The following is a 20,685-nucleotide window of genomic DNA, read 5'->3' as shown; positions in this document are numbered from 1 at the left end:
CTTCCCGTTCGGGCAAGGCTCAACGCATGCCCTCCAGCAGCGCTGCCGGCGGAAGCAGGATGCGGCGGCCGAAGACAGGCTTCCGTACGTCCGGCATCCGGCCGAACTGCAAGCCAAGGCCGCGGGTCTGCACAGCCGGCGCGTCGTCGTACGTGCGTCCCGCCGCAGTCAGCGCCGCACGAAGCAGCGGCTCGTCGACGTCGCCCAGCCGGTAGGGCAACAGCGGCACGTCCGCCACCTCCACGTCGGGCACCATGCCGTCCGGCATGCAGGGCGTCTCGCCATCGGCGTTCTGGTAGATGCTCACCATCACGTAGATGCCCCAGTCCTCGATGGCCTTCGGGCACAGCTTGTAAGCCTCCTTCGCGGCCATCATCCAGCCCGTGCAATACTTGCCGTGCGTCTGGCTGCCGATGAGCTGCACGTCCATGTAAGGCATCAGCCCGCCCAGCAGCGCCTCCGACGCCGACGCCGAACCGCTGCCTATCAGGCCGTACACCTTCTTCAGGCCGATGTTGGCGCCCTTGGTGCTGACCTTTTTCGTCACATTCCCGTCCGGATACTCAAACTCCGTGGCGAAGCGCGTTTCCAGGCTGTAGCCCAGTTTCCGGTACTCCTCCGTCAGGTAGTCGTTGTAGTCCTCCTGCTCGAACACCAGCTTTTGGTCCACGGCCTCCTGCGGGGCGAAGAGCGACGCCAGCACATTCTCCGTGATGACGTATCCGCCGCCGTTGTAGCGCAAGTCGAGCACCAGCTCCTCGACGCCCGCCGCCTTGAACTCGCGGGCCGTCTCAACGAGCTTCTCGATGGAATGGAGATCGAAACTGGAATAGGCCAGGTAGCCCACCTTCTTGCCGCCGAACTCGTAGATGGAGTCGCAGAGGACGGGGTCTTCGTACATCGTCCGGGCGGTCAGCTCCACACTTTTGCCCAAGGGGTAGATGGTGTTGGTGGCGGCCTCGTAGCGGCCCAGGTCCACCTTCAGCGCAGAGGCATAGTAGAGGTCGGTGTAGTTCTCCGTCGTCAGGTTTCCCCCGTTCAGGCCGACGATGATGTCGCCTCGGTCCAGCCCCGCCTCGGCCGCCGGCGTACCGGCGTGGACAAAGTTGACGGCCGCCACGCACTGGTTACTGTTCTGGGAAAGCAGATACACCGACAGATTCCAGCCGAAGGTGGTCGACACGCCCTCCACGCTGCTGGTGAAGGAGTCCATGTCGTCGGTCAGCATGGTCCACTTGTCGATGTACTTCTCGCCCTCGTGGTAGCGGATGCGGTCCACCGTCCCGATGGGGTCCGTGTTGGTCTTGATGTTCCACGCGTCAAGGTCCGTGCCGATCTCGTCACACCAGTAGTAGAACGTGCTCATCACATCCTTGCCGAACATGTTGGCATAATAGATTTCTTCGGTCACCACCTGCGTTTCCGAACCTCCGCCCGGCTCTTCGCCGGAATTCTCGTCGGAACAGCCTGTAAAGATGCTGCCTCCCAGCAGGAGGGACAGCATCATGCTGAATAGTTTCTTGTTCATATCCATTTATCAATAAATTATTAAAAATGTTTCCTCTGTTCAGAACCGCACCGCAATCTCGCGGCCCGCGTAGCGCACTTCGCGGTCGGCCTTCCCGAGCACCTTTTCAGCCGAGGGCTTGCCCGGCTCCATCAGTGTGATGCGGAACTTGCGGCGCTTCAGCATCTGCGGAAACTCGCCGTTGCGGTCGGAAATGGTCAGCACCCTCCGCGCGTCGTCCCAAGTGAAACGGATGGTAGAGAACATCCCTTTCTCATAATTGTAGTTGTCGAACTCGTCTTCGTAAAGGACAAACTCGCCGTCCGCGCCGGGATAGACACAGATATCAAGATTGTCCCACTTCTTCTCGGTGGCATACTGCACGTCGGGCCCCAGCGGCAGAATACTTCCGGCCTTGACATAGACCGGTATCAGCGAGATGGGGCATTCGCGCTGCACGTCCTGTCCGCCCTCCAGCATTTCGTTCGTCCAGAAATCAATCCAACGGGAACCCTCGGGCAGATAGACCTCGAAAGGCAGGCTGGCCTTGGCCACGTCGGGCACGAGGGCCACTCCCCGGTTCTTTTCCACCTTTTTCGTATAAAGCGGTTCGGTCACGGGGCAAACCAGCAGACTCCGGCCGAAGAGATATTCGTCGTCAAGCCGGATGGCCTTGCGGTCCGACGCAAAATCCATCACCAGCGGACGCATCATGACACCATCCCGATGGACCACCTCGCCGGCCGTGCTGTAGATGTAGGGCAACAGACGGTATCGGAGCTCGATGATCCGCTTCTGCGCGTCGTAAGCCCAGTCGCCCTCCTTTCCGAACAGATAGATTTCGTTCAGCATGGGCGAAGAGCAGTGGTTGCGCATCATCGGCTGGAAACATCCCCACTGGAACCAGCGGACGTGCAGTTCCTGGTAAGCGACATTGGTCCAGTCGTTGTTGTACTCCCAACCGAAGAAGCCGGCCAGATCCGTCGTCCAGAACGGGATGCCGCACAGCATATAGTTCAAGCCTGCGGGGATCTGCTGGCGCATGGTCTGCCAGTTGGACACCACGTCGCCGCTCCAGCTGAACGAGCCGTAGTGCTGCTGCCCCAAGTACGAAGAACGTGTCATCAAAAAGAGGCGTTTGTCGTCCGAAACTTCACGCTGGTGCTCATAGATGCCCTTGTTCGTCATCAACGGGAAGGCATTGTGCACGGAACGGAATGAACCGTCGGCCGTCATCAGGTCGAAGTCGCTGTCCTTGACATTGAAATGGTCCGGTTCGGTAGAATCGGTCCACCAGGCGTCCATCCCCATATCATACATCGGGCGCAAGTAACGCCAGTACAGGTCGCGCGCCTTTTCATTGAACGGGTCATAAGGGGTCGTGCCGGAATTCAGGGGCCACGTCTCGAAAGGCAACAAGGCGTTCATCTCCTTCAGTTCCTTGTATTGGTCGGTCCACGGACCGAAGCTGGCCCAAATGGAAATCATCAGATGGGCATTGTTCTTGTGGACATAATCCACCATTTCCTGCGGGCTCTTGATGCGCGGCTTCCGGCTCAGCGCAGCCTCGTCATCGGCATTATGGCCTTTGGGAATGTATTTCATCCAATCCTTATCGCCCACCTTATTGATATAACTGGGATTCATAAACTTCATGGCATTCCAGTTGGAGTCGCATCCCCAATATTGCCAGTCCTGCACAATGCCATCGAGAGGCACGCCCAGTTCGCGATACTTGTCGAGCACGTTGCACAATTCGTCAGGACTCTTGTAGCGTTCGCGACACTGCCAATAGCCCATAGTCCAGAGCGGGAACATGGTAGCCTTGCCGGTCAGGTCGCGAAGCGCGGAAATGACCCCGTCCATGCTGCCGTCGCGGTAGAGGAAATAGTAATCCGAGCATAATCCCACCTGGGAAGAGAACGAAGTCTCGTAAGGCGTGTCGTTAAACTGCGACAGTCCGGGGTTATCCCAGTATACGCCATAGCCTTTTTCCGAAGTGAAATACGGAATGCAGATATTCGTATTGACATTGCGCAACTCAATCTGCTGGTTCCGATGGTTCATGACACCCGTCTGCCGCTGTCCCAGGCCATAAATCACTTCATCGGGGTGAAGCATAAAGGTCTGGCTCACGGTGTAAGAATCCTTCTCCACATCCTTACGCGGCAGGAAGTTGGTTCCATAAGGTTTCTCGGCCAGCAACTGATTCCCCTTCAGATCGCGATACGTCACCTGTCCCGTACGCACATTGAGCGTCACCGACATGCACGCCGATTGCATCACCACCTCATCACCCGTCTCCCGGTAAGTTATATCCACCCTGCCCGGCGTCAAGATAACAGGATAACTCTTCTTGGAAGGCATTTCTGCCGAAGGATATTTCACGACCCGGACGATGGAAGGCGAATAAAAAGTCACCTCACCGTTCAGCACGGGCTGAGCTGTGGAAAATTTGATTCCACCTGTAGTTTTCTCAAGCGTTTGTGCTTGCATAGAGGCAGCCGCCACAAGGGCTGCCACCCACATACATTTTCTTTTCATAATCCAAATCTTAATTGAAACGATACACACAAAGGTAAGGATTTACAACCATATCAACAACAGTCCCACCGCGATACTTACGATGGTACACACCAGGCCCGGCATCATGAACGAGTGGTTGAGGACGTATTTCCCGATGCGGGTCGTCCCCGTCCGGTCGAAATTGATGGCCGCCACCACCGTCGGATAGTTGGGGATGAAGAAATAGCCGTTCACCGCCGGAAAGAGGGCGATCAGCATCCAGGGAGAGATACTCAAGGCAATGCCCAGCGGAACCACCGCCCGAATCGTAGCCGCCTGGCTGTAAAGCAGGATGGACATGACGAACAACGCCACGCCAAACAGCCAGGGCATGGACTGGACCACATGTTCGATGGAAGCAGTCAGCGAAGACAGGTTGCCCGCAATGAACGTATCACCCATCCACGCAATGCCGAAGATGGCAATCACCGCCTGCATGCCCGCCGAGAAGATACTTCCCTGCACCGCCTTGATGCCGTCGATCCGGCAGACAAGCAGAATGAGGGCCGATGTGCTGAGCATGACGATTTCGATGATGGACGGCATGTCGAGTGGCACATTTTTCCCGTCCGACTGGAACACTGGCCGCAAGGCATCGACCGAACCGAACAGCACAATCAGGAACGTAGCCAACAGGAATATCCCCACCGATATGCGGGCCTTACGGACGTCGAACGACGAAGCGGTTTCCACCAACCGATTTTCTATCACGCCCTCCTTCAGACGGCGCTGGTATTCGGGATCGTCCTCCAGTTCCTTGCCCACCTTCATCGAGCAGAAAGCCCCCACCAGCACCCCTATCAAGGTAGCGGGAACGGAAATCTTCAAGATGTCGAACAGGGAGATGTCGAAACCGGCCAGCATCCCCAGCAAGGCCACCGTAGCCGCCGAGATGGGACTGGCCGTAATAGCCTGCTGCGAAGCGATGACCGCAATGCCCAGCGGACGCTCGGGGCGGATCTTCGTCTCGCGCGCCACTTCGGCTATCACGGGCAGGACAGAATAAGCGATGTGCCCCGTCCCCGCCACAAAGGTGAACAGATAGGTGACAAGCGGACTAAGCAGTGTGACGCGGGACGGATGCTTGCGCAGCATCCGCTCGGCCAACTTCACCATATAATCAAGTCCTCCGGCAGCCTGCATACACGAGGCTGCCGAAATGACGGCCACAATCATCAGCATCACGTCGATGGGCGGGGCGGTGGGCTGAAGCCCGAAAACGAAACAGAGCAAAGCCAGTCCCAGACCGCCCATCACACCCAGTCCGATGCCGCCCAGCCGGGCACCGATAATGATGGCTGCCAAAACGACGATCAGTTGCAACCACATACTATTCTACATTATAACCGGACACCTTCAGCAGGGGCGCGTTGCCACGCGTATCCACATCTTTCCAATGCACACGCACCACCTTCGTCTCGCCCGGCAACAAAGCAAAGTAGTTCTCAGAATAGAAGATGGGAAGGAACTGCTTGCTGTCCTTGTCGCCCACAATATTCAGACGAACCATCAGAGCCGGGGCGTCCGAACGGTTCTCCACCGTTACTTCGGCCTTCCATTCGCCGTCGTCCCCCTTGTCATATTGGGTCTGTGCACGCAAAGAGACTTTCGGAAGCTGCTTCAGCGCCTGATAGTTGTTCTCCACCTTGCTGCGGTGGTAGAAGTTCTCGGAAACGGCCTTCCCGTTCTCTTCCAGCACCAGCTTGATGAAATGAACCTGGCTCAGCCCGTCGGGGAATTCCAGCTTGATGCACTTCTCGGTCGTGTCTTCACGGCTGTCTACCGTGACTTCCTTCTCCCAGGCTACGGTGGCATCCATGTTGAGCACCTGTACACGGGCCTTCAGGCCGGGACGCAGGCCGGCGTGGTAGTTCACCACCTCCACCTCGTCGGTGGCCGGGTTCCACTGGATGTGCAGCGGCTCTGACGCCTTCTTGATGGCGAAATAGGCGGCTGTCGGTTCGAAATAGTAGTCGTACGTCTGCCATACCATCGAAGGCCAGCACGAATGGCTCATCCACATCAGCAGCCCCATGCGGTTCTTGCTGCGCGACTCGAAGAGGCTGCGGTGGCCGTCGTAGTTCACCCACTGAGCCAGATCGGCAAACTCCTTCGCACTTTCGGGCTGTCCGTAGCCGGTGGCGATAATCTCATTGAACGATGTGGCGCCCTGCGCCCCCTCCAACGTATAGTCGTGCATGCCCCACTGGTCGGACTGCGGCCAGATACCTTCGGGCGAATAGGTGCGCAGGAAGCTTTCGTAGGTCAACACATTGGGCATACCGCGCTCGCTGTGGAACTTGTCGTTGCCGGTTTCCAGCGTGAAGTAGGTCTTGGCAGGCAACATGCGGTAGGGACCGTGGCCGCTCACCACATCGTCGGCCGAACTAGAAATGTAGTGCATTCCCGGATGTTCTTCCTTCACGATACGGCGCAAAGCCTTGTCGATGGTCTTAGGAGGGAAGCCTTCGTTACGACCGCAGTACAGGCCGATGGAGGCATGGCTGCGGATGCGCTTCACATAATCTTCGGCATTGGCGATGAACATGTCGGGATAGTAGGGATCGGGACCGTCGGCAGGATTGGCCAGCCAGAAGTCCTGCCAGATCATGATGCCGTACTTGTCGCAGGCGTCATACAATTCTTCGTCACCGATCATGCCCACCCAGTTACGCAACATGGTAAAGTTCATGTCGGCATGGTAGGCCACAGCTGTCTCGTATTCGCGTCCGCGGTAGTTAAGGTTCGATTCGCTGAAGCCCCAGTTACCGCCACGGCCGATAAAACGGCGTCCGTTGACGTAGAGGTTCAGTACACCGCCGTCTTCGTTGAACGTCATCTGGCGGATACCTACCTTGAAGTCGCGGGCATCGGATACTTCCTCGCCCACCTTGAACGTAAAGTTGGCATCATATAAATAAGGTGTACCGTAACCGTTGGGCCACCACAGACGCGGATTCTTCACCTGAAGCTGGGGGAAGCGGTCGGCATCGAACACAACGGTCCGCTCCTCGCCTGCCCTCAACTCCACGGGCTGCTCGAAGGTAACGTCGCCTACCCTGCCTTGCAGGACACCGCTAACGTCTTTGCCGTCATGGTTCTTCACTACCACCTCAGCCGTCAGACGTGCCTGTGTGGTATCGGGCAGAGCGAACTGGGTCTGCACGTAGGGGTCCTGCACGGTCACCTTACCAGTTGTCGTCAGGAAGACGTCGTTCCAGATACCGATGTTACGTCCGCGCATGGTGGGTATCCAGTCCCAGCCGATGGTGGCATGGAACGTGGGGTTGTCCGCACCGAGGATACCACCGTTGAAGTCCGTGCTCTGTTTGTTCTTTTCCTTGATGGCACCGATGTGCGCGTTCTTGATGATTTCTACAACCAGCACGTTCGTACCTTCCTTCACGCAGTCCGTCACGTCGAACTTGCCGCGAATGAAGGCTCCTTCCAGGCGACCGACCTGCTTTCCGTTCAGGTAGACATTCGCCTTCCAGTTGATGCCATCGAAGTTCAGGAATACGCGGTCGCGTTTGAACGACTGCGGCAGCTGAAACTCGTTGCGGTACCAGAAGTTGGAGTTGAAGAACGATTCGGATATCATCAGCTGGTTGTCGGCGTAGTTGGGGTCGGCCAAGGCTCCCACGTTCTTGTACGAAGTGAGCACCGTGCCCGGTACCGTAGCCGTCACCCATCCTTCGGCCTTGTAGGCAGGCGAAGCAATTTCCACACCGCCGGCTTGCACCTCGGAAGCGCGCTGCAACTGCCAGCCGCCACCCGAAAGCGTCAGCCGTCCGCCAGCCGCCTCGGGCATGGCTGCCGCACGGGGCAGCAATCCGCCACGTCCCATCACCTCCAGTTCGCTCAGGATGTAGCGTCCGCCGTCGGCCGACCGATCCATGCAGACACGCACGTAGCGCGCCTTGCCCCGAACAGCTATCTCGTCCGTCAGCCCCTCACCGCCGGGCAGCGAAGCCACATCGGCCCATGTCTGTGCATCGTCCGAAGTCTGTATCCGTCCCTCGACGGCCTTGTTCACCCAGTGAAGGATCACCTTGTCAAATTCTGAATGTGAGCCCAAATCTACACTGACCCACTCCTCGCCCGCCGTAGCGCTCATCCACGCGCTGGTAAAAAATTGCGAGGGCTTCAGGTCCACCACTCCGTCGGCATTGGAGAACTCCACTTCGTGGAAGGTCCACTCGTAAGCACCCTTCATCCGCAGACGGATGCGATAGGAAGTATAGGCCGTTGTGTTAGTAAACTCAAACGTTTCTTCCAACCGACGCATCGGCATGGAAACGGTACCAGTCTGCTTGTTGGGATCGTTCACCTCTACTCGACCGGAACGAGCCTTGCCGGGCAGTCCGGCTCCCTTGTTCACGGCCAGAACCGTCCAAGTAGTACCATCGTTCGAGGCTTCCCACGTCATTTCGTAACCACCCTGAGCCGCCTTGTCATCGTAAATCAGAGTACCGGTCACGATCGCACGACTGATAGTCTTGTTATAATTGTGCATGCTGAACAGGAAAAAGGCCTCCTCGCCGCGCACGGTGTTGCGCGAATAGGGACCTCCGTCTATCATCCATTCCCGTTCTCGCTTAGGCACACTGCCTTCGGCGGTCTGGAGGTCGAAATACTGGGGAGCGCGGTCGGTCACGATGCCGTCAGTCAGCAGTTGCGATGTCAGGTTATAGTCATAGGCCGAGGATTGGTACGTGGCACGCAGGAGGGCCAGATTGCGGTATTGGTCTTCATCAGGCAGGAGCTCAGGCGAAAAGTCTTCCTGGGGACTACCCGGATAGACGCCGATGCCTCGGGTATAGTAGTCGGAACGTAGGAACCCTTCCGAAGCTGTACGCACATCGGAACAGCCGGACAGTAGCAACAAAGCTCCTGCTCCACCAACCATGAAAACGATGTTTTTTTTCTTTTTCATAAGAACTTAATAGACAATTAGATTATTAAGAATAACAAAACCGCCCTTTCCGGACGAAAAGGCTATCGGCTTCCGGACAAGGCGGCTATCTAAGATTAGATAAGGTAATTATCTGCTAGCGGATAAGGAGTTTATCTACCGACGGATAAAGTGATTATCTGCTAGCGGATAAGGAATTTATCTACCGACGGATAAAGTGATTATCTACCAGCAGATAAAATACCTATCTGCCGGTAGATAAGGTGCTTATTTTTTCAATGAATGGGGTCTATCCGCTACGTCGGCACCAAATGCCTTGTTTGGTTCTCTACCCATCTCGAAGCTCAGCGTACCACCCTTCATGATGTCCTCGTAGCTGATGTAGCTCTTCGTGTAGGGCTCGCCGTTCAGGCGTACGGACTGGATGTACTTGTTGTCCTTGCTAGCGGCCGGAGCCTCAACGGTAAAGGTCTTCCCTTCCGGTAGGTTGATCGTGACTTTCTCAAAGCGTGGACTACCGAAAACGAATATACCATTGGACGGATTCACTTGATAGAGGCCCAAAGCAGAAAGCACATGCCAAGCCGACATCTGGCCGCAGTCCTCGTTACCGATAATGCCTTCGGGCTGGTCGGTATAGAAGTTGTGCTGGATGTAGCTGACTTTCTCTGCTGTCTTCCACTGCTGCCCAGCATAAGCATAGAGGTAGGCCACGTGGTGACTGGGTTCGTTTCCGTGGGCATACATGCCAATCAGACCGCTGATGTCGGCCGAAGCATGTTCGCCCATGTCGCCTTCGGCTACAAAGAGCGAATCCAGCTTGCCCACAAAGCGTTCGTCGCCGCCCATCAGGCTGATGAGGCCTTCGGGATGCTGGGGCACGAAGAAGGTATAGTGCCAGCCGTTGCCCTCGCAGAAGTCGCCCCAACCGTGAATGGACTGGAAGGGATCGTAGGGCGTGCGCCAACTGCCGTCGTCCATCTTCGGACGGATGAAGTTGATACTCTTGTCGAAGTATTGCTCATAATAGTGTCCACGCTTCAGGAAGGTGTCGTAAATGTCCTGTTTGCCCATCTTCTTCGCCATCATGGCCAATCCCCAGTCGCCTACAGCATACTCCATGGCGATGGAAGTAGCTTCTGGCATCTTGTCGCAAGGGATCCAACCCTTTTCCAACACGTAAGGCACGCCGCGCTGCTTCTCGTACGTGGCCGAAGCAACCATAGCGTTCAAAGCACGTTCGGAGTCGAAGCCCTGGAAGCCTTTCAGATAAGCGTCGGCAATGACGGGAATGGCGCTGTAGCCCGGCATCTGATTGGTTTCGCCTCCCACCAGCGGCCAGATAGGCAGCTTGCCCTGCTGGTCGTAGATGCTCAGCATGGAGTTTACCATGTCGGGCACCAACTGCGGCTGGATGATGGTAAGTAACGGATGGAGTGTGCGGTACGTATCCCACAGTGAGAAAGTGGAATAGTTGGTCCAGCCGTCTGCCTTATAAACTTTGTCGTCGTGACCGCGGAATTCTCCGTTCACGTCGGCATAGAGTGTCGGGGCAATGAACATGTGATAAAGGCTGGTGTAGAAAATCTTCTTGCCTCGCTCGTCGGTACTCTCCACGTCAATGCATGACAACATCTGGTTCCAGCGCTTTTCGGCATCTGTGCGCACCTTCTCGAAGTCCCATCCGGGCTGCTCGGCCTCCAGATTGGCCAGCGCGTTGGCACAGCTCACGGACGACAAAGCCACCTTCAGCTGCACGTTCTTCGGATTATTCTTGAAAGTCAATACACCCTTCACGGCCTTACCCGTCAGCGTGTCTTGACCAGCCGGCGTATCGTCGTCGAATACGGCGACACTCTCAATGGGTTGTTCGGACTTCAACACGAAGAACACTTTGTGCTGCGGGCTCCATCCCTTAGAGAAGCGGTAGCCCTCCACCGTATATTCGTCCACACGCTTCAGTCCGGTCTCGTAGGCACGGTCGCCGTTGCCTTCCTTCAAATTCACCAGCAAGCGCGGCGTTCCTTCAGGATAGGTATAACGATGAATGGCCACACGGTCGGTAGCCGAAAGTTCGGCACGCACACCGTTGTCCATCAGCAGCGAATAGTAGCCGGGAGCCACTTCCTCGTTCTTGTGTGAATAGTAAGTCGAGCAGGAGCCTTCGATGTTATCCTGTTCGCCACGGGCCGTACGGACCTCGCCCACGTAGGGCATCAAAAGCACGTCACCCAAGTCGGCACAGCCCGTGCCGCTGAGATGCGTATGGCTGAAGCCGATCAGTACGCTGTCGGAATAATGATAGCCCGAACACCAGTCCCAGCCTTTATGGATGTTCTGCGGCCCAATCTGCACCATGCCCAGGGGAACACTGGCGCCGACAAAGACATGTCCGTGCTCGCCCGAACCGATGTAGGGGTCTACGTAGCTGAGGTAGTCCTGCCCCGCTACCTTGTTTTCTTTCTGCGAAACGCAGGCGGACGGCAGCATAGCCAGCAGTCCGCATAGCACTACACTTGTAGTAAGTGAAAGGATTTTCATATCGTTACGATTGTTTTTCTTTGAGAGTTATATTCATTAAAGGCTGTTCAGCAAATCCAACTTGCCGTCATCGATCAGTTTGATGATCAGTTCGCCGAACAGCGTATTCTGCCAGGCAAACCATTTGCGCGTAAACTTTTCGGGATTGTCCTTGTGGAAGGATTCGTGCATGAAGCCCGTACCGGCATCGGTCGCCATCAGCATGCGGAGACAGTCCTTGATCTCTTCGTCGTCCTGGCTGGTGAAGGCTTTCATCATGATGCTCATGGGCCACACCATGTCGTAGCCGATATGCGGTCCGCCGATGCCTTCGCCTGCCTTGCCTTTGAAGAAGTAGGGATTGTCCTCGCTCCACACGAAGCGGCGGGTGTTCTGATAAACAGGATCATTCACATCGACATCGCCCAGATAAGGCAGGGCCAGGAGGCTGGGCACGTTGGCGTCGTCCATCAGCATGTGGCTGCCGTAGCCGTCCACTTCGAAAGCATAGATGGTGCCGTACTTCGGATGCTCGCACGTGGCATACTTCTTCAGCGCCTGCTCCACTTCGTCGGCCAGGTCGGTGCACTGGCGGGCCAGGTCGGCATTCTTGTTCACTTCGGTCAGAATCTCGGCAGCCTTCCGCAAGGAGGTCACGGCAAAGAAGTTGGACGGGATGAGGAAAGGCAGTGTCGTGGCGTCGTCCGACGGACGGAAGATGGAAACAATCAGCCCCACGGGATTGGCAGGTGCGCCCCAGCCGTCGTTGATGGTAGTGTCCGTGGCGCGCTCGGTCTTGCGCTGGAAGCGATACGGGCCTTTGCCCTCCTTGCGCTGCTGCTCCTTGAAGGTGCGCAGGATGTTTTCGACGGCCTTCAGCCAGTTTTCGTCGAAGATGCTGGCGTCGCCCGTCACTTTCCAATAGTGGTAAGCCAGACGCAAGGGATAGCACAGGGAATCGATTTCCCACTTGCGTTCGTGCAGCTCGGGCTTCATCGCCGTGCGGTCGGTCTCCCATTCGCTGCCTTTCGGTCCGTCGTTGAAGGCGTTGGCATACGGGTCGAGGTTGATGCATAGGAACTGGCGGCGGATCACTCCCTCGAGCATGGATTTCAGCTTGGGATCTTCGTTGGCGAACTGCACGTAGGGCCAGACTTGTGCGCCCGAGTCGCGCAGCCACATGGCGTGGATGTCGCCCGTATAGACAAAGGTGTCGGGCTTGCCGTCCAGCAGGCGGAAATGTACCGTCGTGTCCAGCGTGTTGGGAAAACAGTTCTCGAACATCCACGCCAGGTAGGGATTTTTCAACAGTGCCTTGATTTCGGCAATCTTCTTCTCGATGATGTCAGACTGGAACAGCCGGTCGGCCGGCGACGGGCGCTGGCTGACGTAGCGTCCCACGTTATCTTTCGGCGCCGTGAAGGCCACTTCTGAAAGCGGTGCAAAAGCATGGATTGTGGTTTCGGCGGCAACCGTGCCCGAAGCCGCTCCCGACAGGAGCAGGGCGGCTGCCCAAAGTTTCTTGTTTGTCATAGATATCTTATTATATTATTTGATTACGATTTCGTCGGTAAACATCCAGCCCATCACTTCGCGGTTCAGCAGTCCCTGGAAGTGGACGTAGCGGGCCTTGGCGTTGCCTTCCCAGCGATAGTTGCGGAAGGTGAGCCGTTCTTCGGTCACGGGGACGTCGGTGGCGATGCGTTTCATTTCGGTGAAGGTCTGTCCGTCTTCGGAGAGGGAGATGACGACTTCTTTCGGAAGCCAGACTTCGGGACCGCGCAGTTGCAGGAAGTCGGCTTCGACTAGCTTGACGTCCGTCACCTTACCCAGGTCGATGGTTACGTCGACGTCCTTGCACAGGAAGCCCTGCCAGCGTTTGTCGCCATACGTCCAACCGCCGCGCACGCCGTCGGTCAGCGTGGAGTCGCCCGAAGCCGGATAGGCCGAAGACCAGGGCTGGGCATACGTGACGGGGCAATGCAGGCCGAGGTGCTCCACAGGCTGGAGGGACTCGGGACGCTCGCCCACCTCCTTGCTCAGGTCGAAGGGATGGTAGCCCTGCGACTGCAACCATTGTACTTCCTTCAGCGCGGCCTGGCGGAAGCGCGGCCAGTCCTTATGCTCGGGTGCGGTCCACGCCACTTCGGCCAGGGCCAGCAGACGGGGGTAGATCATGTATTCGGCATGTTCTTCGGTAGGGATGTATTCGGTCCAGACGTTGGCCTGCACGCCATTGATGAACGTCTTCTGCGCGTCGGTCAGTTCGGCGGGAACGGGGTCGTAGGAATAGACTTTCGCAAGCGTCAGGTAGCCGCCGATGGCTTCGGGCTGCGTGACGGGGGCGTCCTGATAGGCGTCGAGGTAGCAGAATTCGCCGGGCGTCATGATGACGTCGTGTTCGGCCTTCGCCGCCGTGATGCCGCCCTGCTCGCCGCGCCAGGACATTACCGTGGCACTGGGTGCCAGGCCGCCTTCGAGGATTTCGTCCCAGCCGATGAGCTTACGGCCGTGGTCGTTCAGGAATTTCTCGATGCGGTGTATCAGGTAGCTCTGCAACTCCTTCTCGTCCTTCAGCCCTTCTTTGCGGATGCGGGCCTGACACTTCGGGCATTTTTCCCAGCTGTTCTTGGCCGCTTCGTCGCCGCCGATGTGGATGTATTCCGAGGGGAAGAGGTCCATCACTTCGAGCAGCACGTTCTCGAGGAAGGTGAAGGTCTCATCGTTGCCGATGCACAGTTCGCCGTTCTTGTAGGGCTTGCCCGAGCAGGAGAGTTGCGGAAAGACGGCCAGCACTTCGTCCGAATGGCCGGGCATCTCGATTTCGGGGATGACGGTGATGTGCAGCCGGCGCGCATGTTCGAGCACCTGGCGCACGTCGTCCTGCGTGTAGTATCCGCCCTCGGCGCCCTCGGCGTCCTTAAGGCAATATCTGCGGTCGCCCTTCCACCAGGCTTTCCAGTTGGGATAAGGGCGATAGGCGGTCTGCTCCGTCAACTGGGGATAGCGCTTGATTTCCAGACGCCAGCCCGCGCCGTCGGTCAGGTGCCAGTGGAAGCGGTTCAGCTTGTAGCGCGCCATGGCGTCGAGCTGCTTCATCACGAAGTCTTTTGAGCGGAAGTGGCGCGACACGTCCAGATGCAGGCCGCGGTAGCCGAAGCGAGGATAGTCGCTTACGCGGACGAACGGCAACGAGAAGCGGCCGCCTTCGTCGTCGGCCAGCTGAAGCAGCGACTGGAAGGCGTAGAACAGGCCGGAGGGCGTGGTGGCTTCGGCACGGACACCGTCGGCGCCGACCGTCAGACGGTAGCCCTCGGCGGAGGATATGCCCGGCAGGGAGTCTACGCGCTCGAAGCGGAAAGCCGCGCCGGCATCCTCGGAAGCCGTCAGGCGGAAAGGCGAGGAGGCAAGGACGGCAGAGAGGTCGTCGAGCTCGCTGCCCGACAGGTTGGAACTGAAAGCGCCGCCCGCCGCAAAGGTGTAGCTGCCCGCCTGCACGTCGCAGGACTGGGGTTGCGGAACGATGGCTACAGATTTTTTTTCGGAAGTGCCGCATCCCATCAGCAGGAGACACGACAAGAACAAAGTCAACTGAATTTTTTTCATGGTCTATAGATTAAGTAATGTTGTTTCTTAACTTCAGCGGCCTAAATTACGAAAAATATTTGGAATACCGCCGGATTATGCCGATTTATCATACTTCTGCCCACGGATTATGCGGATTGACAGAGAAAATGCTTATCCATTTTTTTCACAAAAAAATTGTCTGTTCTGATGTTTTTTTGTACATTGGGCGCAGAATGACGGACATTCCGACGGGGCGTACAGGCATTCGGAGAGACTTTCGAAATGTTCGACGGGTTGCCCGAACGCTCGGAGAAGCTTTCGAAATGTTCGACGGGCTGCCCGAACGCTCGGAGAAGCTTTCGAAATGTTCGACGGGCTGCCTGAACGCTCGGAGAAGCTTTCGAAATGTTCGACGGGCTGCCCGAACGCTCCGAGAAGCTTTCGAAATGTTCGACGGGCTATCCGAACGCTCCGAGAAATTTTCGAAATGTTCGACGGGCTCTCCGAACGCTCCGAGAAGCTTTCGAAATGTTCGACGGGCTGTCCGAATACTTGGAGAAGCTTTCGAAATGTTCGACAGGCTGTCCGAACGCTCGGAGAGACTTTCGAACCGTTCGACGGAAAAAAGAATGAGAGGCTTATAAAAAAACTAATTTATTAACTTTAAAGACAAGTACTATTATGCAAATCATTTCATCACAAGTTCCCTACGTAGGAAAATCCCGCAACGCGGAACACGACTACCTGTTCAACAAACTCGTCGAAGCCATTTCGAAGGAATTCGCCACGAAACACAACTTCCTCGCCTACCACCAGCGCATGACAGCCGCCCTGGCCGACGAAAACGCCAGCTACACGCGCACGACGAAGTACGTCGACACCGATACGCTGGTGCAGAAAGACAACGCGCGCGACAACCTCTTCCGCCGCCTGAAGCTCCACCTCCAGTCCGCCGAGCTCGACCCCGACGCCGACACGTCCGCCGCAGCCGCACGCTGCCTCGAAGCCGTCGGCTCGCAGAACCCGACGACCCTGCCCTACACCGAAAACACCACTGCCGTGCGCGACATCGTCGACAAGTTGGAGTCCGACCACTACGCCCCGTCGGTAGAGCAAGTGGGCGCCGCGCAGCTCGTGGCCGACCTGAAGGCGGCGAACAACGACTTCGACGCCCTCTATACCGCCCGCGCCGACGAACGCTACGCGCGCAACGTCTCGGCGCCCGACATGAAAGTGGCCCGCGCGGCGATGGAAGCGGCCTATGCCGACGTGGCCGACATCGTGAACGCCCTCTACATCCAGTCGACCGTCCTCGCGCCGGACGAAGAGACGCTGGCCGAAGTGACCGCCATCGCCACGACGGTGAACGCGCTCATCTCGCAGTACACGCTGGTACTCTCGCGCCGCGGCGTGGGCAAGACGACAGACGACACCACCGACACCGACACGCCGGATGAAGGCGGCACCGACACACCGCAACCCGAACCCGAAGAGCCGGGCGGCGACGAGGGCGAAGGCGGAAGCCCGCTGTAATGGAGAATGGAAAATGGAAAATTGAGAATGGAAAAGGGGGGCGCAATGCCCCTTTTTTTATGTACATCCGCCATCCCGTACATGAGATGCGGTCCCCCCTCGCGCCGGACGGCCGAAATCCCCGCCATTCCTTCCGCGCCAACCGCCAGTATATCGTAGCCCACAAGGCGGTCACCGGCGTCAGCCTGTGGTTTGGTGGACGTATGGTGCTCCAGCTCACTCCCCCTACCGACGAAAAGGTCCTCATCAGCAAGGCACGTGTCCCTGCTTTCAGGGAATGGTTCTAATAATCGGAGGAAAACAATGTTTTTTCAGGACGAATGCATACCTTTGCAGACAGACAATCATAACGAAAAAACATTTATATGAAACCAACCAACCTTTTACTTATGTCAGCAGTGATGACACTGGCTTCGTGCGGCAGCTCGTCCGAAGCCACCAAAGAAGGCGATGCAGACCTCATCGGACGTTCGGATATCCGCATCGAGAACCGCCGCATGACGCCCGAAGCCCTCTGGGCCATGGGACGCATCGGAAGTGTAACCCCTTCGCCCGACGCCAAACAGGTGGCTTACACCGTGAGCTACTACAGTGTGCCCCAGAACAAGAGTAACAGCGAACTGTTTGTCATGAACGCCGACGGCAGCGCCAATACGCAGCTGACCCGTACGACGTGGCACGAAGGCCAGCCCACCTGGATCAAGGGAGGCACCAAGTTGGCTTACCTGAGCAGTGAAAGCGGCAGCAGCCAGGTGTGGGAAATGAACCCTGACGGAACGGAACGCCGCCAGCTCACCGACTACGAAGGCGACATCGAAGGATTTGCCTTCAGCCACGACGAGAAGCGTCTGCTCTTCATCGCCCAAGTGAAAACCGTGCCCAGCACACAGGACAAATATCCCGACCTGGACAAAACGACAGGCATCATCGTCACCGACCTGATGTACAAGCATTGGGACGAGTGGGTAACAACTGCCCCCCATCCGTTTGTAGCCGACTTCGACGGATCGGCCATCAGCAACGTGCAGGACATCCTCGAAGGCGAACCCTACGAAAGCCCCATGAAGCCTTTCGGCGGTATCGAGCAACTGGCCTGGAGTCCCGACGGCAAAGAAGTGGCCTACACCTGCCGCAAGAAGACAGGACTGGAATATGCCATCTCCACCAACTCGGACATCTATATTTATGACGTAGCCAGCAAACAAACCCGCAACATCACCGAGGAAAACAAGGGCTACGACACCAATCCGCAATACTCGCCCGACGGCCGCTACATTGCCTGGCAGAGCATGGAGCGCGACGGTTACGAAGCCGACTGGAACCGCCTTTTCATCATGAACCGCCAGACGGGCGAAAAGAAGTTCCTCAGCCAGGCCTATCCCTCGAACGTTGACTCCTTCGTGTGGAACGACGATTCAAAAGGCATCTACTTCCTGGGCGTATGGCACGGCGAAGAACAAATCTATTACATTGCCCTCAATCAGCCCGAACAGGTGGTACAGCTCACCGAAGGCATGCACGACTACGGTTCCATCGCCCTCTGTGGTGACAAGCTGATGACTACCCGCCACTCCATGAGCATGGCCGACGAAATCTATGCCGTAGACAAGACGCGCAAAGGCGATGCCTTCGCACAGGCCAAGCAGCTCACAACCGAGAACAAGCACATCTACGACCAGCTCGACATGGGCCGCGTAGAAGGCCGCTGGATGAAGACCACGGACGGCAAGCAGATGCTGACATGGGTCATCTATCCGCCCCAGTTCGATCCCAACAAAAAGTATCCTACCCTGCTCTTCTGCGAAGGTGGTCCGCAAAGCCCCGTCAGCCAGTTCTGGAGCTACCGCTGGAACTTCCAGATCATGGCGGCCAACGACTACATCATCGTGGCTCCCAACCGCCGCGGCCTGCCGGGCTTCGGAGTGGAATGGAACGAGGCCATCAGCGGCGACTACGGAGGCCAGTGCATGAAGGACTACTTCACCGCCATCGACGAAATGGCCAAGGAACCGTTTGTCGACAAGGACCGCCTGGGCTGCGTAGGTGCCAGCTTCGGAGGCTTCTCCGTCTATTGGCTGGCCGGACACCACGACAAGCGTTTCAAGGCCTTCATCGCTCACGACGGCATCTTCAACATGGAGATGCAATACCTGGAGACGGAAGAGAAATGGTTTGCCAACTGGGACATGGGCGGTGCCTACTGGGAGAAGGACAACGCCACAGCCCAACGCACCTTCGCCAACTCGCCTCACAAGTTCGTGGACAAGTGGGATGCCCCCATCCTCTGCATCCACGGCGAGAAAGACTACCGCATTCTGGCCAACCAGGCCATGGCAGCCTTCGATGCCGCCAAGATGCGTGGCGTGCCGGCCGAACTACTGATTTATCCCGACGAAAACCATTGGGTATTGAAACCCCAAAATGGCGTGCTGTGGCAGCGCATATTCTTCGAGTGGCTGGACAAGTGGCTGAAGAAATAAGAAACGGAAACGTACAAAAAGAGGCACCGGAAGATGCCTCTTTTTTATATGATATAAACAGCTGTCGTCACACCGACATATATTCCTGCCCCATATAGAAGTCAGGGAAGGACAAGCCTCCCAACGTGAAACACAAAGCAAACACTATCGCACTGACTATCCAGAGTATCAGCAGCGTCCACTTCAACCCACCGGCCATAGGCTGCCATTTCAACAGGTTGCGGAACAGGGCATGCAGCAGGCTGAACAACGGAATGGCTACCAGCAGAATACCGGCAATGTACATTGCAATGGCCTCGAATGGTGAAGCCGGTAACACAAAGTCCATTGTAGGGAAAAGTGAGAACAGAGCTGCTCCACCGCCTACAGCCACCATGATAGCCGCAAACAGCAAAGCGACAAACGCAATGCCTAAAGCAAACAGCACCGGGCTACAGATAATAATCAGGACGATCAGTCCCACTTTCAGAATCCACCCGGCCAGCGTCACCAGCGCATCACCCATTCGTTGCAGCATCGTACGAGGCTTGTCGGAACGCATGTAGCTGTTCACGCCGTCAGCCATCCGCTCAAAGCCTCCGGTCACCGTCTTGCCAATGTTCTCCACCGTTACCGCCTCGCCGTGCATACTCAGCTTCTCGGCAGCTGTGCGCGCCTCAGGGATAATCAGCCAACAAACAATATAAATAGGTATCAACGTGCCGTAACCGAAAATCAGAATGACGAACAGCAGCAGACGCACCAGCGTCGTGTCCCAGCCCAGATAAGCCGCCAGACCACTGCACACGCCTCCCAACATCTTGTCATCAGGATTTCGAAACAGCCTGCGACGTACCTTTACTGTCTCCTCGTTCCGTGTCCATGAACCGGCTCCATATCCTCCACCACTGCTCGCTGTATGTTTCTCCTCTCCGTCAGCGTCATCCATCTCTTCAGGCTTACCCATGCGTGCTATTACTTCTTCTACATCGCCCAAGGTAATCACTTGGCGATTTCCAGCCAGTTTCTCGGCCAGCAATTCAGAAATACGGCGTTCGATATCGTCTACAATCTCGTCCGCACCAGCTTCCTTGCGGAAATGCGACTTCAGATTCATCAGATAATTATCCAACAGACGGTAGGCATCTTCATCGATGTTGAACACCGTTCCGCCCAGATTTACAGTCAAAGTCTTTTTCATTGTGATATGTTTGTTTTAAAAGTTTCCGATATTCATTTTCATTTTTAGTTCCGGCGAATATGTTCCACCGTTTCGTTCAATTCTTGCCAGGCAGTCTCCAACTCCTGTAAGAAGTTCTCTCCCTTCGCTGTCAGCCGATAATATTTTCGGGGTGGTCCCTGTGTCGATTCTATCCACTCATATCCTAACAGATCATCGTTCTTCAGACGCGTCAGCAATGGATAGAGTGTCCCTTCCACTACAATCAGCCGGGCTTCTTTCAGTTTCTGAATGATGTCGGAAGCGTAGGCCGGCTCCTTGTGCAGCAACAGCATAATGCAATATTCCAGCATTCCTTTACGCATCTGCGACTTTACATTGTCTACATTCATACTCTAATCTTCTTAATCATTTAGTTTACTTACTTATTTTGTATGAC

General features: G+C 56.4%; 12 protein-coding genes. 3 read left to right on the top strand and 9 right to left on the bottom strand.

All coding sequences use genetic code 11. The features are described from left to right. Positions 1-19: 19 nt before the first annotated feature. The 7 genes from HF894_RS04020 to HF894_RS03990 all read right to left on the bottom strand — a co-directional run bounded on the left by HF894_RS04020 (position 20) and on the right by HF894_RS03990 (position 15,113). A complete protein-coding gene (locus HF894_RS04020) occupies positions 20-1,528 on the bottom strand; it encodes a S41 family peptidase (RefSeq protein ID WP_204971196.1) in 1,509 nt (502 codons plus the stop codon). A gap of 39 nt (positions 1,529-1,567) precedes the next feature. Further along, positions 1,568-4,051, bottom strand: a complete 2,484-nt coding sequence (locus HF894_RS04015) for a glycoside hydrolase family 31 protein (RefSeq protein WP_204971195.1) — start codon at positions 4,049-4,051, stop codon at positions 1,568-1,570. 42 nt (positions 4,052-4,093) lie between these two features. Next, on the bottom strand, positions 4,094-5,401 hold the full coding sequence (locus HF894_RS04010; RefSeq protein WP_204971194.1) for an anaerobic C4-dicarboxylate transporter family protein: 1,308 nt from the start codon (positions 5,399-5,401) through the stop codon (positions 4,094-4,096). Between the two features lies 1 nt (position 5,402). Then, positions 5,403-9,008, bottom strand: a complete 3,606-nt coding sequence (locus HF894_RS04005) for a glycosyl hydrolase 2 galactose-binding domain-containing protein (protein ID WP_204971193.1) — start codon at positions 9,006-9,008, stop codon at positions 5,403-5,405. 246 nt (positions 9,009-9,254) lie between these two features. Next, entirely contained in the window at positions 9,255-11,477 is a 2,223-nt protein-coding gene (locus HF894_RS04000; protein WP_204971261.1) for a GH92 family glycosyl hydrolase, read from the bottom strand. Between the two features lie 87 nt (positions 11,478-11,564). Continuing rightward, positions 11,565-13,040: a glycoside hydrolase family 125 protein gene (locus HF894_RS03995; protein WP_204971192.1), complete on the bottom strand. Its 1,476-nt coding sequence runs from the start codon at positions 13,038-13,040 to the stop codon at positions 11,565-11,567. 15 nt (positions 13,041-13,055) lie between these two features. Beyond that, positions 13,056-15,113: a glycoside hydrolase family 20 protein gene (locus HF894_RS03990; protein WP_204971191.1), complete on the bottom strand. Its 2,058-nt coding sequence runs from the start codon at positions 15,111-15,113 to the stop codon at positions 13,056-13,058. A 642-nt stretch (positions 15,114-15,755) separates the two neighbouring features. Between HF894_RS03990 and HF894_RS03985 the strand changes: the two genes are divergently transcribed. The 3 genes from HF894_RS03985 to HF894_RS03975 all read left to right on the top strand — a co-directional run bounded on the left by HF894_RS03985 (position 15,756) and on the right by HF894_RS03975 (position 19,087). Next, complete coding sequence (locus HF894_RS03985; protein WP_204971190.1) at positions 15,756-16,607, top strand: DUF6261 family protein; 852 nt, start codon at positions 15,756-15,758, stop codon at positions 16,605-16,607. Then, the gene (locus tag HF894_RS03980) at positions 16,607-16,894 is read left to right on the top strand and encodes a LytTR family DNA-binding domain-containing protein (RefSeq protein ID WP_204971189.1); all 288 of its coding nucleotides are present in this window, start codon (positions 16,607-16,609) and stop codon (positions 16,892-16,894) included. Before HF894_RS03985 ends, HF894_RS03980 begins: the two co-directional genes overlap by 1 nt. Positions 16,895-16,972: 78 nt before the next feature. Then, positions 16,973-19,087: a S9 family peptidase gene (locus HF894_RS03975; RefSeq protein WP_204971188.1), complete on the top strand. Its 2,115-nt coding sequence runs from the start codon at positions 16,973-16,975 to the stop codon at positions 19,085-19,087. A gap of 67 nt (positions 19,088-19,154) precedes the next feature. Here HF894_RS03975 and HF894_RS03970 read toward each other — a convergent pair whose 3' ends face one another. Together HF894_RS03970 and HF894_RS03965 are read right to left on the bottom strand one after the other, a co-directional pair. Beyond that, on the bottom strand, positions 19,155-20,267 hold the full coding sequence (locus HF894_RS03970) for a PspC domain-containing protein (RefSeq protein ID WP_075316998.1): 1,113 nt from the start codon (positions 20,265-20,267) through the stop codon (positions 19,155-19,157). Positions 20,268-20,311: 44 nt separating this feature from the next. Further along, a complete protein-coding gene (locus tag HF894_RS03965; protein ID WP_075316999.1) occupies positions 20,312-20,638 on the bottom strand; it encodes a PadR family transcriptional regulator in 327 nt (108 codons plus the stop codon). Between the last annotated feature and the right edge of the window lie 47 nt (positions 20,639-20,685).

The sequence above is a fragment of the Caecibacteroides pullorum genome (assembly GCF_019239235.1).
Taxonomy (GTDB): Bacteria; Bacteroidota; Bacteroidia; order Bacteroidales; family Bacteroidaceae; genus Bacteroides; species Bacteroides pullorum.
This window is presented reverse-complemented; position numbering and strand designations above follow the sequence as displayed.

Coding starts and splice junctions, on each gene's coding strand:
- HF894_RS03990 (WP_204971191.1), bottom strand. CDS start 15,113: ATGAAAAAAATTCAGTTGACTTTGTTCTTGTCGTGTCTCCTGCTGATG.
- HF894_RS04015 (WP_204971195.1), bottom strand. CDS start 4,051: ATGAAAAGAAAATGTATGTGGGTGGCAGCCCTTGTGGCGGCTGCCTCT.
- HF894_RS03970 (WP_075316998.1), bottom strand. CDS start 20,267: ATGAAAAAGACTTTGACTGTAAATCTGGGCGGAACGGTGTTCAACATC.
- HF894_RS03985 (WP_204971190.1), top strand. CDS start 15,756: ATGCAAATCATTTCATCACAAGTTCCCTACGTAGGAAAATCCCGCAAC.
- HF894_RS04020 (WP_204971196.1), bottom strand. CDS start 1,528: ATGAACAAGAAACTATTCAGCATGATGCTGTCCCTCCTGCTGGGAGGC.
- HF894_RS03995 (WP_204971192.1), bottom strand. CDS start 13,040: ATGACAAACAAGAAACTTTGGGCAGCCGCCCTGCTCCTGTCGGGAGCG.
- HF894_RS04005 (WP_204971193.1), bottom strand. CDS start 9,008: ATGAAAAAGAAAAAAAACATCGTTTTCATGGTTGGTGGAGCAGGAGCT.
- HF894_RS03965 (WP_075316999.1), bottom strand. CDS start 20,638: ATGAATGTAGACAATGTAAAGTCGCAGATGCGTAAAGGAATGCTGGAA.
- HF894_RS03980 (WP_204971189.1), top strand. CDS start 16,607: ATGGAGAATGGAAAATGGAAAATTGAGAATGGAAAAGGGGGGCGCAAT.
- HF894_RS04000 (WP_204971261.1), bottom strand. CDS start 11,477: ATGCTGCCGTCCGCCTGCGTTTCGCAGAAAGAAAACAAGGTAGCGGGG.
- HF894_RS03975 (WP_204971188.1), top strand. CDS start 16,973: ATGAAACCAACCAACCTTTTACTTATGTCAGCAGTGATGACACTGGCT.
- HF894_RS04010 (WP_204971194.1), bottom strand. CDS start 5,401: ATGTGGTTGCAACTGATCGTCGTTTTGGCAGCCATCATTATCGGTGCC.